This window comes from Saccharopolyspora karakumensis (assembly GCF_004349225.1).
GTDB lineage: Bacteria > Actinomycetota > Actinomycetes > Mycobacteriales > Pseudonocardiaceae > Saccharopolyspora > Saccharopolyspora endophytica.
In genome coordinates, this window is sequence record NZ_SMLA01000013.1 from 16,946 (window position 1) to 32,045 (window position 15,100).

At 66.8% G+C, this 15,100-nt stretch carries 12 protein-coding genes; 7 read left to right on the forward strand and 5 right to left on the reverse strand.

Annotation, left to right across the window (positions count from 1 at the left end; translation table 11 throughout):
* Positions 1-275 precede the first annotated feature (275 nt).
* Together E1202_RS11660 and E1202_RS31785 are read left to right on the forward strand one after the other, a co-directional pair.
* The gene (locus E1202_RS11660; RefSeq protein WP_165943832.1) at positions 276-1,007 is read left to right on the forward strand and encodes an IclR family transcriptional regulator; all 732 of its coding nucleotides are present in this window, start codon (positions 276-278) and stop codon (positions 1,005-1,007) included.
* A gap of 178 nt (positions 1,008-1,185) precedes the next feature.
* Positions 1,186-2,463, forward strand: coding sequence for a TetR/AcrR family transcriptional regulator (locus E1202_RS31785; protein ID WP_207918573.1), 1,278 nt, complete (start codon positions 1,186-1,188; stop codon positions 2,461-2,463).
* Positions 2,464-2,546: 83 nt separating this feature from the next.
* On the opposite strand, the gene E1202_RS11670 is transcribed toward E1202_RS31785, so the two are convergent.
* On the reverse strand, positions 2,547-3,383 hold the full coding sequence (locus E1202_RS11670; RefSeq protein WP_132682891.1) for an alpha/beta fold hydrolase: 837 nt from the start codon (positions 3,381-3,383) through the stop codon (positions 2,547-2,549).
* A gap of 235 nt (positions 3,384-3,618) precedes the next feature.
* Positions 3,619-4,785 (reverse strand): acyl-CoA dehydrogenase family protein, encoded by a 1,167-nt coding sequence (locus E1202_RS11675; RefSeq protein WP_132682892.1) that lies wholly within the window; start codon positions 4,783-4,785, stop codon positions 3,619-3,621.
* A 324-nt stretch (positions 4,786-5,109) separates the two neighbouring features.
* Here E1202_RS11675 and E1202_RS11680 point away from each other — a divergent pair, with 324 nt between their 5' ends.
* A complete protein-coding gene (locus E1202_RS11680; protein ID WP_132682894.1) occupies positions 5,110-5,916 on the forward strand; it encodes a 2-keto-4-pentenoate hydratase in 807 nt (268 codons plus the stop codon).
* 157 nt (positions 5,917-6,073) lie between these two features.
* Here the strand turns inward: E1202_RS11680 and E1202_RS11685 are convergent, their stop codons facing one another.
* From E1202_RS11685 to E1202_RS11695, 3 genes are all read right to left on the reverse strand, one after another.
* A complete protein-coding gene (locus tag E1202_RS11685) occupies positions 6,074-7,315 on the reverse strand; it encodes an alpha/beta fold hydrolase (protein ID WP_207918574.1) in 1,242 nt (413 codons plus the stop codon).
* Complete coding sequence (locus E1202_RS11690) at positions 7,312-8,649, reverse strand: MFS transporter (protein ID WP_132682895.1); 1,338 nt, start codon at positions 8,647-8,649, stop codon at positions 7,312-7,314. The genes E1202_RS11685 and E1202_RS11690 overlap by 4 nt, the downstream gene beginning before the upstream one ends.
* Before the next feature lie 98 nt (positions 8,650-8,747).
* Positions 8,748-10,019, reverse strand: coding sequence for an SLC13 family permease (locus E1202_RS11695; protein WP_132682897.1), 1,272 nt, complete (start codon positions 10,017-10,019; stop codon positions 8,748-8,750).
* Positions 10,020-10,286: 267 nt separating this feature from the next.
* Between E1202_RS11695 and E1202_RS11700 the strand changes: the two genes are divergently transcribed.
* The 4 genes from E1202_RS11700 to E1202_RS11715 all read left to right on the forward strand — a co-directional run bounded on the left by E1202_RS11700 (position 10,287) and on the right by E1202_RS11715 (position 15,041).
* Positions 10,287-11,768: an aldehyde dehydrogenase gene (locus tag E1202_RS11700; RefSeq protein WP_132682898.1), complete on the forward strand. Its 1,482-nt coding sequence runs from the start codon at positions 10,287-10,289 to the stop codon at positions 11,766-11,768.
* 105 nt (positions 11,769-11,873) lie between these two features.
* On the forward strand, positions 11,874-12,785 hold the full coding sequence (locus E1202_RS11705) for an NAD(P)-dependent oxidoreductase (protein ID WP_207918575.1): 912 nt from the start codon (positions 11,874-11,876) through the stop codon (positions 12,783-12,785).
* A complete protein-coding gene (tcuA, locus tag E1202_RS11710) occupies positions 12,782-14,263 on the forward strand; it encodes an FAD-dependent tricarballylate dehydrogenase TcuA (protein WP_132682900.1) in 1,482 nt (493 codons plus the stop codon). Before E1202_RS11705 ends, tcuA begins: the two co-directional genes overlap by 4 nt.
* The gene (locus tag E1202_RS11715; RefSeq protein ID WP_132682901.1) at positions 14,256-15,041 is read left to right on the forward strand and encodes an N-acyl homoserine lactonase family protein; all 786 of its coding nucleotides are present in this window, start codon (positions 14,256-14,258) and stop codon (positions 15,039-15,041) included. The genes tcuA and E1202_RS11715 overlap by 8 nt, the downstream gene beginning before the upstream one ends.
* Positions 15,042-15,100 lie beyond the last annotated feature (59 nt).

Genomic DNA, 15,100 nt, shown 5'->3' on the forward strand with positions numbered 1-15,100 from the left:
TTCCGCTCTGCAGCACAGCGATGCGAAATTTCAGCAAGAAACACCAGGTGAACGGCACGTCTAACAACTGTGAACGATTCAGTCCCGCCGATTCCCTGTATCGACCACTACACTCCCCTTGGTGATTGGCATCACATCCATGGCAGGCATGTACCGAGGAAGGGGCTCCGCCTATGACCACCGGCACCAACGTGGATCATTCCTCCGCCCACGTCTCCCCCGCTGCGCCTGGGATGCCTCGGCCGGCCGCCTCCCGCGACAGCACCAGCACTTCGGTGACCAAGGCGCTGCAGCTGCTCGAGGCCTTCCGGCAAGGTGGCCCCAACCTGGGAGTCAGTGAACTCGCACGCCGAGCCGGTATCCCGAAGTCAACCGCGTTCCGGTTGCTGGCAGGGCTGGAGCACAGCGGTTACATCGAGCGAGTCGGAACCGACTACCGCATCAGCTCGCTGCTGTTCGAACTCGGCAATCGCGCGCACCACTGCCGACCGCAGGGGTTGCGTGACCTCGCCATGCCCTACCTCAGCGACCTCTACGTCAGCACCGGCAACGTGGTGCACCTGGCCATTCTGGATGGCGTCGACGTCGTCTACCTCGAGAAGATCCACGGCCATCACGCCGTCGAGACCCCCACCGCGGTGGGTGGCCGGATGCCGGCGGCCTGCGTCGGGCTGGGCAAAGCGATCGTTGCCTTCAGCGAGCGGTCGGTGGCACAGCGCGTGGTGACCGCAGGGCTGCAGCGAAGGACGCCGTACTCCATCGCAGAACCCTGGCGCTTCGTGAACGTTCTCGATCGCGTGCGCACCAACGGGATCGCGTTCGACCACGAGGAAGCCGCCCTCGGATTGACGTGCGTGGCCGCACCCATCCTGGTCGACGGCCGTGCGATCGCCGCCATTTCGATCTCCGGTGCGACGACCCGCTTCAACCACAGTGCCAACGCCGCACGCGTGCGTCGTGCCGCCGGGAGGATCTCGGCCGAGTACATCGCAGCGACCGCCCCGTGAACCCCTCGTCGGAGACCTTTGCCCGGCAGCCGGTTCTCCAGCGCAACCGCCTCTCCTTCTGCACCGGGCACGGCCGGGCCGAGGCACGGTGACCGCGAGCACTACCGTGCGCCGCATCGGCATGGGATCCGGCCGCGTTGAACCGGCACGAGGCGGACCACAACATCAAGAGGAGTCAATGCAGAGGAAAACCCAGCGCAGGCACCGCGGGGGCGACGAGTCGCGCCAGCGCATCCTCGATGCGGCCATGGCGATCGCCGTCGAGCGCGGATACTCCGGAACCAGCATCGGGCTGGTCACCGAACGAACGGGGCTTCCCGCGAGCTCCGTGTACTGGCACTTCAAGGACAAGGACGACCTGCTCGCTCAAGCCCTCGAACACAGCTTCCTGATGTGGCGCGCGACCGTGCCGAAATCGTCGCACGCCATCGATGCTGCTGATCGTCTGACGCAAATCCGCCGAAGGATGCGGTCCGTGGCCCACAGCTTCGTGGTGTCACCGGGGTTCTGGAAATTGGGCCTCATGCTGGCGCTGGAGAAGCGGGAACCAGAACCATCGGCCCGCATCCGCTTCCTCTCCGTTCGCCACGACACCCAAGCCGATCTCGCCGACTGGTGGCGGCACATCCTCCCGGCTGGCGTGACAACGCGGGACGCGTCGCTTCCGGCCAGGCTCGCCCGCTACCACCTCGCCGTGGTGGACGGCCTCTACATCGGACTGCAGACCGGTCAGGACTGGGACCACGAGATCCTCATCGAGATGCTCGCGACAGGGCTGAACGCCTTCGCCGAGAGGGCCATTCTCGGCGGCCCCCATCCGGCGCCCGCCGAGATCCGCACACCGTCCCGAAGGCGACAGGAGCCAGCCGATTCCCGGGGGTTGATCCTCGACGCCGCCGCACGCATCGCGGCCGAGTCCGGGTATGAGCCCACCACCATCTCGAAGATCACGAAGCGGTCTGGTCTGCCGGTCAGCTCGGTCTACTGGTACTTCAAGGACAAGGACGAGCTCCTGGCCGAGGTGGTCCGGCACAGCTTCGACGAGTGGCGCGCTCAGCAACCCGCCTTGGCGCCGCTGGCCGCGGGCGTTCCACTCACCGAGGGGCTCGCAGCGGTCCTCTCCACATCGGTGCGGAGCCTTCCCGCTGCACCGGACTTCCTGCGAATAGGCCACATGCTGACCCTGGAGAAACGAGAGACGGAGCCGGCGGCCCGCACGCTGTTCCTGCAGATCCGCGATTCGGTCGAGGGCAATCTCGCGGACTGGTTCGCCCGGGAACTCACTCCGAGCGTGCTCACCACCCGACCTCGGCTCCCCCAACACCTGGCCCAGCTCGTCATCGCCGCGACGGATGGCCTGTTCCTCGCCCACCAGATCCACGAGGCCTGGAACCCCGACGAGTTCGTGGCCCTCATCGTCGACATCGTGCACGCATCCATCGCGGCAACCGGATAACCCGACCAGAGAGCCGTCCTGGCCCAACGGGAACTCCCGGCCAGGACGGCCCGTCGAAGGTTACGGTCGAGGGGCAGAACCCATCACCGCGCGGAGACGAAATCGTCGACAAGCCGGTTGAACTCCTCGGCGTGCTCGAGCTGGAGCCAGTGCCCGCAGCGATTCATCAGCACCAACCGGGAATGCGGGATCAGCGACACCAGTTTCAACGAGTGCTCGTAGTGCACGACTCGGTCGTCACGGCCGTGGAAGAGCAGTGTCGGGAGCTGGATTCGCGCGATTTTCGCCAAGTCCATGAAGGGCAGTCCGCGATCCATCCCTGCGATGAAGTTGGCGAGGTGATCCGGACGGGCGCGGGCGGCGTCGGACCGTTGCCGGATGAGTTCCTCGCTGGCGGAACGCGAATCGAAGGTCATGACATCGACCAACTGACGCATCGTCTCCGGCGACGGGTCCTGATACCCCTTTCGGAGGATCTTCAAGCCCTCGGTCGGCCCGTCGCCGGCACCGAACAGCAGCGGTCCAGGGGAGCCGCTGCCCATCGTGATCAGATGCGACATCCGCTCCGGATGCTCGGTTGCGAACCGGAGCGCGGTCATCCCGCCCATCGAGTTCCCGACGAACGCGGCTTTCTCGATCTCCAGCGCATCGAGAAGCTGGAGCGTCGCCTCGACGTGATCGCGCTCGTCATAGGTGACCGCAGCGGACTCACCCCAGCCGGGCATGTCGGCCGCGATCACCCTGTATCGCGTGGAGAGCGCCTTCAGGTTCGGGCCGAAGTTGCTCCACCCTGTGGCACCGGGCCCACTTCCGTGCAGCATCAGGAGCGGATGCCCCTCGCCCGCCTCGTTGAAGTGGATCTTCCAATCGTTGGTCTGCACCGTCCGGCTGGTAGTCTCGAACGTCAGCTCTTGCGGCATTCGTCTCTCCTTCGAATCGTTTCCGTCGACCTCGCGGGGCCATCCGCCGAGCGCACCGCGGTGCGATCCATTGGTTCGTCCCAGCTTGTTCGAGTTCGATCCCGTGCTCAAAGCAGGTGGTTCCACTCCTCGGCACATGCCAGGAGCAGTGCGTGCACAGCGGAACTGCGACTGACGAACGCACGCGCTCAGGGCGACGCGCCTCGCCGGGGTCATCGTCCGCCCGCACAGGCGGTCACCAGAGGTAGCGTTCCGGCTCACCACCGAAGAGATTCGTGCCGTAGGCCTGGTAGATCGGGTCTGCCACATTGCACACGTGCACCAGGCCCGCGTGGCAGTCCCGCCAGAAGCGCTGCATCGGGCGACTCCGCTGCAACGACCCACCACCGGCCAGGGCGAACAACCGGTCCACCGCATCGATGGCCCGCCGCACCGCACGGACCTCGTTGCGGCGCGTCTCGAGCCGCAGCTCGTCGCTGAGGAACTCGCCGCGCTCCACCACATCCCAGATCCGTCTCCAGTCGTCCAGGAAGTGGGTGCGGCTGGCCGCGATGTCCGCTGCCGCATCACCCAACACCGACAAGTGGGCCGGGTCGGTCGACGTCGCGGTACCCCTCACCGTCACGCGGGCACGGGTGTAGTTGACGAACGCGGCCAACGCGCCCTCGGCCATCGCCAGCGTGCCGGCGTTGATCGCCGCCGGGAAGATCGCCCCGAACGGGATGGCGTAGAGCGGGTTGTCCCGCCCGACCTCCCGAGCCTGAACTCCGCGGTCGAACTTCTCCTGCACCTCCACCCGATATTCCGGGACGAACGCATCGTCGACCGAGACGTCCTTCGATCCGGTACCGCGCAGGCCCACCACCTCCCAGCTGTCGTGGTGGATCGTGTAGTCCTCGCGCGGCAGCACGAAGTGTCGCGGTCTGGGATCGGCGATCTCGCCGTCGTCATCGGTGACCAGGCCTCCGAGGATCGCCCAGTCGCAGTTGTCGGTACCCGAGGAGAACGGCCAGCGGCCACGAAACACGTAGCCACCATCCACCCGCCTCGCCCGTCCCATGGGCGCGTACGGAGAGGCGACCCAGGTATCCGGATCCTCACCCCACAGCTCTTCTTGCAACTTGAGCGGGAACTGACTCAACTGCCACGGATGCACTCCGACCACGCCCGCGATCCACCCCGCAGCGGCGTTGCGGGCACCGACCGCCATGACAGCCTCGAAGAACTCAGCAGGCGTCGACTCGAAACCACCGAAATCCTTAGCCTGCAGCATGCGAATCACACCGGTGTCCCTCAGCTTCTGCGCTGTCTTCCCGGACAACCGTCCTTCGTCTTCAGCTTCCGCCGCGTGGGCTTCAAGGTGGTCGGCGATCTCCTCGACGTGCCTCAGTACCTTGTGCATCGGTTCGTTCCTTCCTGCCAGGCACTTCGGTCGCGATGACCGACGCACCCGATCGTCGCCTCCAGGAAGCAACCGGCAAACGCCGAAGTGCCGCCTGCTGGAACGCACATCGCCGAGAACCCCGGCGTTTCACCGTCGCGGCACTTCCGTCCAGGTCAGAGCCGGGAATCCGGGCGACCACTGATACTCCACCAGCCTCGACCCGGGGTGTTCTCGCGAGCTCCCCGTCCTCTTGCTCCGGGCCACCTTCCAAAACTGCCCATCGTTCCGCTATGAGGAATGCGTGAATGCACGCTGACCGGGAGGTGCCGCGATGCTGCAACCATGCCCACAACGCACACAAGCGATCCCGCCGCGATCCGCTCCGCTGCCGCAGTGCTGCAACACGCGCAGGACACGTGCACGCCGTGTCCACCGGTGCGCGATCTGCTGCCCGACGGCACCACCGCCACCGGTTACGCCGTTCAGGACGTGCTCACCCTGGGCAAGGTCAACGCCGGGAAGCGGATCGTCGGGCGCAAGGTCGGCTTGACCTCATCAGCAGTGCAGGCACAGCTGGGCGTCGACCAACCCGACTTCGGCGTCCTGTTCGACGACATGGCCTGCGCGCAAGATCAGCCCGTCGACAGCGCCCGCCTGCTCCAGCCCAGGATCGAAGCCGAGATCGCCTTCATCCTCGCCGAGGACCTCGATCGTGACGACATCGACAACATCAGCTCCCGCGCCGCCATCGCCGCGGTGGTACCCGCGTTGGAGATCGTCGACAGCCGCATCGCGGGCTGGGACATCTCATTCGTCGACACCGTCGCCGACAACGCCTCCAGCGGGCTCTACGTCCTGGGCGACAACGCAACAGCCCTAGGCGACCGAGACCTCCGGGAACTCGAGATGCGCGTGGTCAACGGGGACGGCACCACCGTCAGCACCGGCACGGGCGCCGCATGCCTCGGGGACCCGATCAACGCGCTCACCTGGCTGGCCCGCACCGCCCGCGAGCACGGCAGGCCACTACGCGCCGGGGACCTCATCCTGTCCGGCGCCATCGGGCCCATGGTTCCCGCAGCGCCCGGCGACGCCTTCACCGCGCACCTGCGTGGAATCGGCAGCGTGCGGGCGGCTTTCAGCAGTTGACCCGGCCTCCCCCGTGAGCGTCGGGGTCCGCTCGATGTGATGTGCTGCTGGTTCCCGCGCCGTGATCTGTCCGGTTCCGCTCAACGCGCGTTCGGCATGACCTCGGGCGGGCCCAGCACGATGAGCACCCATCACCGGCAGTTCCGCTCTCACGACATCAGGGGACTTCCAGGTGGTCGAGCGCCAGGGTGAAGTGCTCAGCGAACAGCTGCGGGTTCTCGGCCATCGGGAAGTGCCCCAGGCGGGGCATCGGCCAGAAGACGGCACCGCGGATCTTGCGTGCCGTCGCCTGCGACATCGCGGGCGTGCACGAGTAGTCGTACTCGCCCGTCATCATGATGACCGGGCACCGTGCCGTATCGATCTCGCTGATCCGGTCACGCCCGTCCCAGTCGCCGCTGTAGAAGTCGATGTCACCGGCGAAGGTGCCGAATCCGCCCTGGGAATAACCCCACCACACCTTGCGCCGGTAGTGCTCGGTGCTGTGCGGAGCCATCAGCCCGTAGACCCATTCCGGGACGAACAGCGACTCGTTGACTAGCGGATGCTTCGCCCAGGGTACCTTTCGGCCGGGCACGTGGTCGCTTGCTTCGCACGCGATGACTCCACCGAGGACGTCCGGGGCTCGATACGCCATTTCCAGGCAGATCTCCCCGCCCATCGAGGAACCGCTGATGATGGGTGAGGCGAGTCCGAGAGCCTCGATGGCGGCGAGGATGGTCGTGGCGTACTGCTCAGTGGTCAGGCTGTGGCCACCGGGAACGATGCCGGGAAGCAGATCGGAACGGCCGTGGCCAGGCAGGTCGAACGCGATCAGCCGGCATCGCGAGGCCAACGCGGTATCGGCCATCAGGTCGCGGTACTGACGGCTGTCAGCTCCCGCGGTGTGCAGGAGCAGGACGTCGGGCCCCGTCCCCGCTGTCTCGTAGAACAGCTCGACCGGCTGGCCACCCACGCTGATGCGCGCGTAGCCCGAGTGCAGGTGCACCTTGCGCCGGACCGGTGGTGCCGCCAGGCCTTCCACGTGCCCCGAGATCGCCTGCCTGCCCAGTTCGAGCACCCGGCGGACGAGGTGCGCGTGCTGGGCCATGGCCAGTTCGCTGCCCTCGATCTGTGCGCTGGGCACTCGCATGCGCATGCCGAAGAAGTTCTGGTACGCCGGTGGCGGTACCGCCTGGAAGAACCTCCCCCAGTCGAGCGGTGCCGCGAACGGCACGAAATCGGTTGTCCCGGTGCTCTCGGTGAACCGTCCCTCGATGAAGCCGAACCGCGCTTCCTGTCCCCCGGAGCGGATTCCCAAGGTGACGGTTGCTGCGGCGGCGAGGGAAGCCAATTCTCCGTCGGTGAGGCATGCCTGCACCCACTGCTCGAGTTCGGTGTCGCGCCAGGTCGAGGTCATTTCTGCGATCCCTCCGCGTTCTGCTCCAGTCCGATCGAGCGCCGCCCCGGCTGGGTGGCGAAGAAGACGCAGATGAAGGTCAGCACGCTCACGACGATCAGGTACGGCGGCAGGGCGACAGCAGCGCCCGCACCGGTGGCCAGGAGCGAGGCCAAGATCAGTGGCGCGAACCCGCCGCCGGCGATCGCGCCGAGTTGGTAGCCCAGGGAGGCTGCGCTGTAGCGGACCTCGGGCGCGAACATCTCCGCGAACAGAGTGGCCATCGGCCCGTACATGAGCGGGTGGATCAGCGACAACCCGACCACAGCGGTGACGCCGAGCACCCAGCTCGAAGCTGCGGACTCGTTGATCAGGAAGAACGGGTAGGCGAACAGCGCGAAGAGCGCTGCCCCGGTGAGGAAGACCTTGCGCCGGCCGATGCGGTCGGACATGGCCGCCGCCAGCGGGATGGTGATGACCTCCAAGCCCGCCGCGATCGCGACGACGCTCAACACCGCCGGCCGTTCCAGCCCCAACGAGGAGGTGCCGTAGGTGAGGATGAACGTCGCGAAGAGGTAGAAGTTGACGAACGGCGCCAGGCAGCACCCCACGGCGAGCAGGATGTTGAGCGGGTGGTTCCTGACGGCGGCGACGATCGGCAGCTTCGACCGGGCACCGGTGCCCTTCACCTCTTGGAACTCAGGTGATTCGATGACGTTCAACCGGATGAACATGCCGACGATGACCAGACCGGCGCTGAGCAAGAACGGCACTCGCCAGCCCCAGCTCATGAACGCGTCTTCCGGGAGCATCGAAAAGGCACCGAACGCGAGGGTGGCCAGGATCAGGCCGGCGGGTGACCCGGCCTGGGTCCAACTCCCCGCCAGTCCCCGCTTGTGCTCCGCGGAATGCTCGACGGACATGAGCACCGCCCCGCCCCATTCTCCGCCGACCGAAAATCCTTGAACGAGACGGCACAGCACGAGCAAGATCGGTGCTAGCACACCGACCTGGGCGTAGGTCGGCAGCAACCCGATCGCGATGGTGGAGATCCCCATCCCGACGAGACTGTAGATGAGCATGGACTTGCGACCGATCCGGTCACCGAAGTGCCCGAACAGGACACCACCGATGGGCCGGGCGATGAACCCTGCGGCGAAGGCTCCGAAAGCGGCGATGGTGCCGGCGAGATCGGAGAACTGCGGGAAGAACAGCCGGTTGAAGACAAGGGCAGATGCGGTCCCGTAGAGAAAGAAGTCGTACCACTCCACGGTGGTGCCGATGAAGCTGGCGGCGCTGACCTTCCGAGCCATCGCGCTGGACCTGGCCGGTGGTGCTTGGATCGTGTTCGGCATCGAATCTCTCCGCGTGGGACGTGTGCAATGGGATGCGGGCCGGGCTGGTGGTTCACCTCGAGCCCGGCCGAGGGTTTCGGGCGGCCGGCTCGGTCCGGTCATCCCAGTCCGAGCACGACGAGCAGAAGCCAGGGGACGACGGATCCGGAGACCAGCATCGCGCCCGCATAGGCCACCAACTGGCGGAAGTAGACCTGCTTGTCGCGGTTGCGGACGTTGGCCATCAACATCGCACCGCTCGGCGAGGTGGGACTGACGTCGACAACGCTGGCCGCCACGCCGAAGCCGGCCACGGCGCCCGGAATGTGCGCGAACCCGGCAGCCTGCAGCGGTGGGATCAGGATGGGGAACGTCGCACCGAGCGTCGCGGTGGTGGAGGCGAACGCCGAGATGACACCACCGATCAGGAACGCCAGGAGTGTGGTCACCACCGGGTTGCCCAGGCTGCCGATGGCATCGGAGGCGTAGTCGATCGCGCCGACCTCCTTCGCGACGCCGACGAAGACGAACAGTCCAGAGGTCAGCAGGATGACGCTCCACGAGATGCCTCTGACCGCTCCGTCGGCCCGGTTCGGGAACAACACGGTGAGCAGCGCACCGAGGCCGAAGGCCGTGATCCCGACGTCCAGCCCGAAGCCCAGCGCCAACACCATCAGGGCAGCGATGGCCAGCAGGGTCACCTTCTGCTCGCCGGAGACCCTGCCGACCATTACCGCGGTGGTGTCGATCTCGTCGACCGCGGGTTCCTGACCGTGACCGTGCCGGATCAGGTGCAGGCCACCGAAGGTGAAGTACACGACCGTCATCAGCAGCGCGTACATCGCCAGGAACAGCGTGAACACCGTCCAGATCGACACGTCCGCCAACCCTGACTTGTCCAAGACGCTCTGCGTCACCGCGCCGTAGGAGTTCAGCGGCGACATCGCCGTCGCGTTGACCCCGTGCAGCACGATCAGACCCATCAGCAGCGGGCTGACGCGGTACTGCGCAGCGAAGGTCATCGCCAGCGGGGCCAGCAGAGCCAGCGCAGCGGAGGGGAACACGCCGAAGGCCACCAGCACGGCGGCGATGACCCCGAAGACCACGGGGATCAACGCGACCTTGCCCGCGACCAGCCGGACCCCCGTTCGAACGATCAGCTCGACCGTGCCGTTCTCCCGGGCGATCGCGAACAGGTAGGTGACGCCGGCGATGAGCACGAAGATGTCAGCGGGGAAGGATTCCAGCACCTGGTCCGCGGACAGTCCACCGACGGTGGCGACGACCAGCGCCGCGACGAACCCGAGCGCGCCGATGTTGACGTTGAAGGCGATCGCCAGGCCGAACATCAAGACCAGGCAACCGACGCTGGTCGCAATCGCAGCGGACATCGTTGTTCCTCTCTGCGGGGAAGGCGCCGAAACACTGGAAACACCTCTGTGCGCGAATGTATGCAGAAGAATACGTTCGGGAGTTTCCGCGTCAAGAGGGTTTTCGTCCTGGTTCTGGCTTAGTCGACGCGTTTACCGAGTGCACTTGACAGGCGATCCGAGACTGTGAGTACTCTTCTGTATACAGTGGCGTACCGCCTTGGATCCCAACCTCCTCCCCGCCCGGGCGGTCACGTCGACGACCACCACGCCTACGGAGTGCGCCGCATGACCAACCCCAGGTATCGGATGCTCATCGATGGGAAGCGCGCAGGGTCATCCACCGGGCAGGAACTGCCCGCGGTCAACCCCTTCACCACTGCCGAATTCGCCACCATCCCGGACGCCTCCGCGCAGGACATCGATGCAGCGGTCGCCGCAGCCCGCACCGCCTTCGACGGGTGCTGGTCGAGCACTCCTGGTGTCCGCCGCGCCGAACTGATGAACCGGCTCGCCGACCTGCTGGACGAGCACGCCGAGGAACTGGGGCGCTTGGAATCCACCGACAACGGCAAGCTCGTCCGCGAGACCACTGGCCAAGCACGTTTCGCCGCCCGCAACTACCGGTTCTTCGCCGGCTACGCCGACAAGCTCTACGGGCGCACCATCCCGCTGGACAACCCGGACGTCCTGGACTACACCGTTGCCGAGCCGATCGGTGTCGCCGCCCTGATCACCGCCTGGAACTCACCGATGCAGCTGTTGGCCAACAAGCTCGCTCCGGCGTTGGCCGCCGGGTGCTGCGTGGTGATCAAACCATCCGAGCACGCCTCTGCGACCACCTTGCGGATGGCAGACCTGGTCGAGCAGGCCGGATTCCCACCCGGCGTCATCAACATCGTTACCGGCGGCCCCCAGGCCGGGATCGCACTGACCGAACACCCCGGACTCGATCGAATCAGCTTCACCGGCAGCGTGCCGACCGGAACCGCGATCGCCACCGCGGCGGCGAAGAACCTGACCCCGGTCACGCTGGAACTGGGAGGGAAATCGCCGAACATCGTCTTCGCTGACGCCGATCTGGGCCGCGCGGTCACCGGCGCCGTCGCCGGGATCTTCGCCGCCGGCGGACAGACGTGCATCGCAGGCAGCAGGCTGCTGGTGCACGAATCGGTCTACGACGAAGTCGTCGCGGCGGTCGCGGCGCGCGCCGCCGAGATCCGCCTCGGCGATCCGATGGATCCCAAGACCCAGATGGGCCCGGTCGCGAACCAGCCGCAGCGCGACAGGATTCAGCACGCCATCGACGCCGGAATGCGATCCGGTGCTCGCGCCGTCGTCGGCGCCGAGCCGATCGACGATCCAGCCCTCGGCGCGGGGCTGTTCGTGCGACCAGCGGTGTTCGCCGACGTCGACAACACCTCGGTACTGGCCCGCGAGGAGATCTTCGGCCCGGTGCTCAGCGCGATCCCGTTCGCAGATGACGAGGACGCCATCGCGATCGCCAACGACAGCGACTTCGGCCTGGCTTCCGGGGTCTGGACCACCGATCTGACCCGTGCGCACCGCGTCGCCAAGCGCCTGCGCGCCGGCACGGTCTGGGTGAACACCTACCGAGCCAGCGCCGCGCAAGCCCCGTTCGGCGGCACCAGAAAATCCGGCTACGGCCGGGAACGCGGTGCCGAGGCACTGCAGGAATACCTCAACACGAAAAACGTGATGGTCGACCTCACCGGTCACACGCCGGACCCCTTCTCGATCCGCCTCTGACCTGCCCGATCGGTCCTCGTTCTGCGCAGCGCTACCGGCAGCGGAACCGCCGACTAGTGCTGATCCCCCAGCCCGACTCGGGCACTACCGGAGAGGAGAACGTCGGTGAGTGACACCGTCTCATTGTGCGGTTTGGGGAACATGGGCGGCGCAGTCGCCGGTCGCCTCGCCGCGCACCGCCCCCTACTGGCTTTCGACCTGGACGCCGAACGCGTCACGCAGGTCACCCAGGATCCCCGCATCACGGCCGCCGGCTCGGTAGCCGATCTGGCGGCGTCCGACATCGTTGTGCTGTCCCTGCCCTCACCGAAGGTCTCTCTGCAGGTGGTCGCCGAGCTCGCGCCGCGGATGCCCGCCGGTGGCGTGATCGTGGAGACCAGCACGGTCAATCCCACAGACATGCACGAGGAGCAAAAGCTCTGCACGGCTCACGGCATCGGCATCGTGGACGCCGCGATCCTTTCCGGCGTCTCGCAGATGGCAGGGGGCTCCGCGACGTTGCTGGTCGGCGGCGATGAGTCCGATGTGGACAAGGTGACCGGGGTGCTGGACGCGATCAGCGCAACCACCACCAGGTTCGGGCCCGTGGGCAGTGGAATGGCCGCGAAGGTGATCAACAACGCTGTCGCGCACGCGGTCATGGTGGTGCTCGCCGAGGCCGCCGCGCTGGCCGCCGCCACCGGAGTATCCGGTTCGGCGCTGGCAGCGCTGCTGTCCGGCCCGGAGGCCGGCCTCACCCGCCCGCTCACACATCGCTTCGTGGAGCGCATCTTGCGCGGCGATTACGACGGCGGGATGCCCACCGAAGCCGCCCGCAAGGACTCCACCCTGGCGCTGGCCATGGCCCAGGACACCGGTGTGCCGCTGTTCGGCATTCAGGGCGCGCACACCGTCTACGAGCTCGGTGTCGCCGAAGGGCTCGGCAGGCTCGACTACGCCTCGATCGCCACGCTCTGGGAGCGCTGGACATCGCGTCCCATGGCAGAAACCTCGAACGACAAGGGAGACGAACGATGACCGACCGGTTCGACGTGGTGGTGGTCGGCGGTGGCAACGCCGGCTTCTCGGCCGCGCACTCGGCCGTCGAGCAGGGCGCGAAGGTGCTGTTGCTGGAAAAGGCATCCGAAGGCGCCGCCGGGGGCAATTCGTTCTACACCGCCGGTGCGTTCCGGTTCGCCTTCGACAGCATCGATGACGTCGCCGACCTGCTCGAACCCGACAAGCGCCACACCAACTCCGTGGTGCCCGCCTACCCGGCGAGTGCCTTCACCGCCGACATGCACCGAGTCACCGGCGGCAAGTGCGACCCCGTGCTGACCGAGGTGCTCGTCTCGCGCTCCACCGACACGGTGCGCTGGCTGGCGACCAAGGGCATCAAGTGGCGGCTGATGTACGAGCGCCAGGCCTACCTCTCCGACGACGAGTGGGTCTTCTCCGGCGGCCTGTACGTCGGCACCGTTGATGGCGGCAAAGGCCTCATCGCCCAGCACACCAAGGCCGCACAGGACGAAGGCGTGGAAATCCGCTACGGGGCGGAGATCACCGCGCTGCACGTCGCCGACAGCAGCGAGCGGGGCGTCACCTACCGCGACACCGACGGTGCCGAACATCGGATCGTCGCCGGTGCAGTGGTGCTGTCAGCCGGCGGCTTCGAGTCCGACCCCCAGCGACGCACCGAGCACCTCGGCGAAGGCTGGGACCGGGCGCTGGTCCGCGGCACGCCCACCAACACCGGCGACGTGCTCGACCTCGCACTTGCCGCAGGCGCCGCCTCGCACGGCGACTGGGGATCCTGCCACAGCGTGGCCTGGGACGCCGACGGCAACCCGAACGGCGGCAACCGAGAGCTGACCAACCAGCTCACCCGGCAGAGCTACCCGATCGGGATCGTGGTCAACGTCGACGGGCAGCGATTCGTCGACGAGGGCGCGGACTTCCGCAACTACACCTACGCCAAGTACGGCCGGGAAATCCTGCGGCAGCCGCAAAGCCGCGGATTCCAACTCTTCGACGCCAAGACGCGCCCGCTGCTGCGCAAGGAGGAGTACGACTCACAGCCGATCGCGAGCGCGCAGGCCAACACGCTCGATGAGCTCGCCGCGAAGCTGGGAATCGACCCCGACGGCCTGCAGCGCACCGTCTCCGAGTTCAACAGCTCCATCGTGGACAAGCCGTTCGACCCCGCGATCAAGGACGGACGAGCCGCGCAGGTCGAGCCGCCGAAGTCGAACTGGGCCCAGGCCTTGGACACCGCGCCCTTCTACGGGTACGCGGTGGGTTGCGGGATCACGTTCACCTTCGGCGGCGTGCACGTCGATGAAACCGCCCAAGTACTCGACGCGACCGGTGCATCCATCAACGGCCTCTACGCAGCAGGCGAGATGGTCGGCGGGCTGTTCTCCGGCAACTACCCCGGAGGATCCGGTTTGACCTCGGGCGCGGTGTTCGGCCGCTTGGCCGGGGCAAGCGCCGGGAGGTGGGCACGCCATGGCTGAAGATTTCGAGGTCTACGCGATCAAGTTCGCCCAACGCGACGCCTCAGTACGTGGCGAGCACTTCTACGGACACGATCCGTGCGCGATGGAGGCCTGCCCGATCTCGTACTACGTGTGGCTGGCGGTGTCCGACAACCACAGCGTGCTCGTCGACGCCGGATACACTCCGGAAACGGCTGCGCGACGGGGAAACCGCGACTACCTGCAGTCCCCGATGGACACCATCCGCGCGCTGGGAGTGGACCCGGACCGCATCGACCACCTGGTGATCAGCCATCTGCACTACGACCACACCGGTCACGTTTCGGACTTCCCGCAGGCCGAGATCGTGTTGCAGGAATCTGAGATGGCGTTCTGGACATCCAGGCACGCGGGCCGAGAGCAGCTGGCGCACTTCGTGGAGCCGTCGGACGTCGCCTACCTGGTGGAGCAGAACTTCGCCGGCCGGGTGCGCATGGTCGACGGTGTCCACGAGGTGGTTCCAGGTGTGACCGCGCACCGGGTCGGTGGGCACACGCCGGGCCTTCAGGTGGTGCAAGTTCGCACTGCTGCGGGCCGGGTCGTGCTGGCCGCCGACGCGGCGCACTTCTACGAGAACGTGGAGCGGGAGAAGCCCTACGGGGTGGTCACCTACCTGCCGACCATGTACGACGCGTTCGACGCCCTGCGCGCGCTCTCCGACCGCCCGGAACTGATCGTCCCGGGACACGATCCGCTGGTGTTGCAGCGATTCCCGGCCGTGCCCGGCCTCGAGGGTTTGGCGATCCGCATCGCCTGAGCCAGCAATGCATACCGCTGTATACTATGTTCGGGCCAGGTAGGGGCACTTTCATCCCC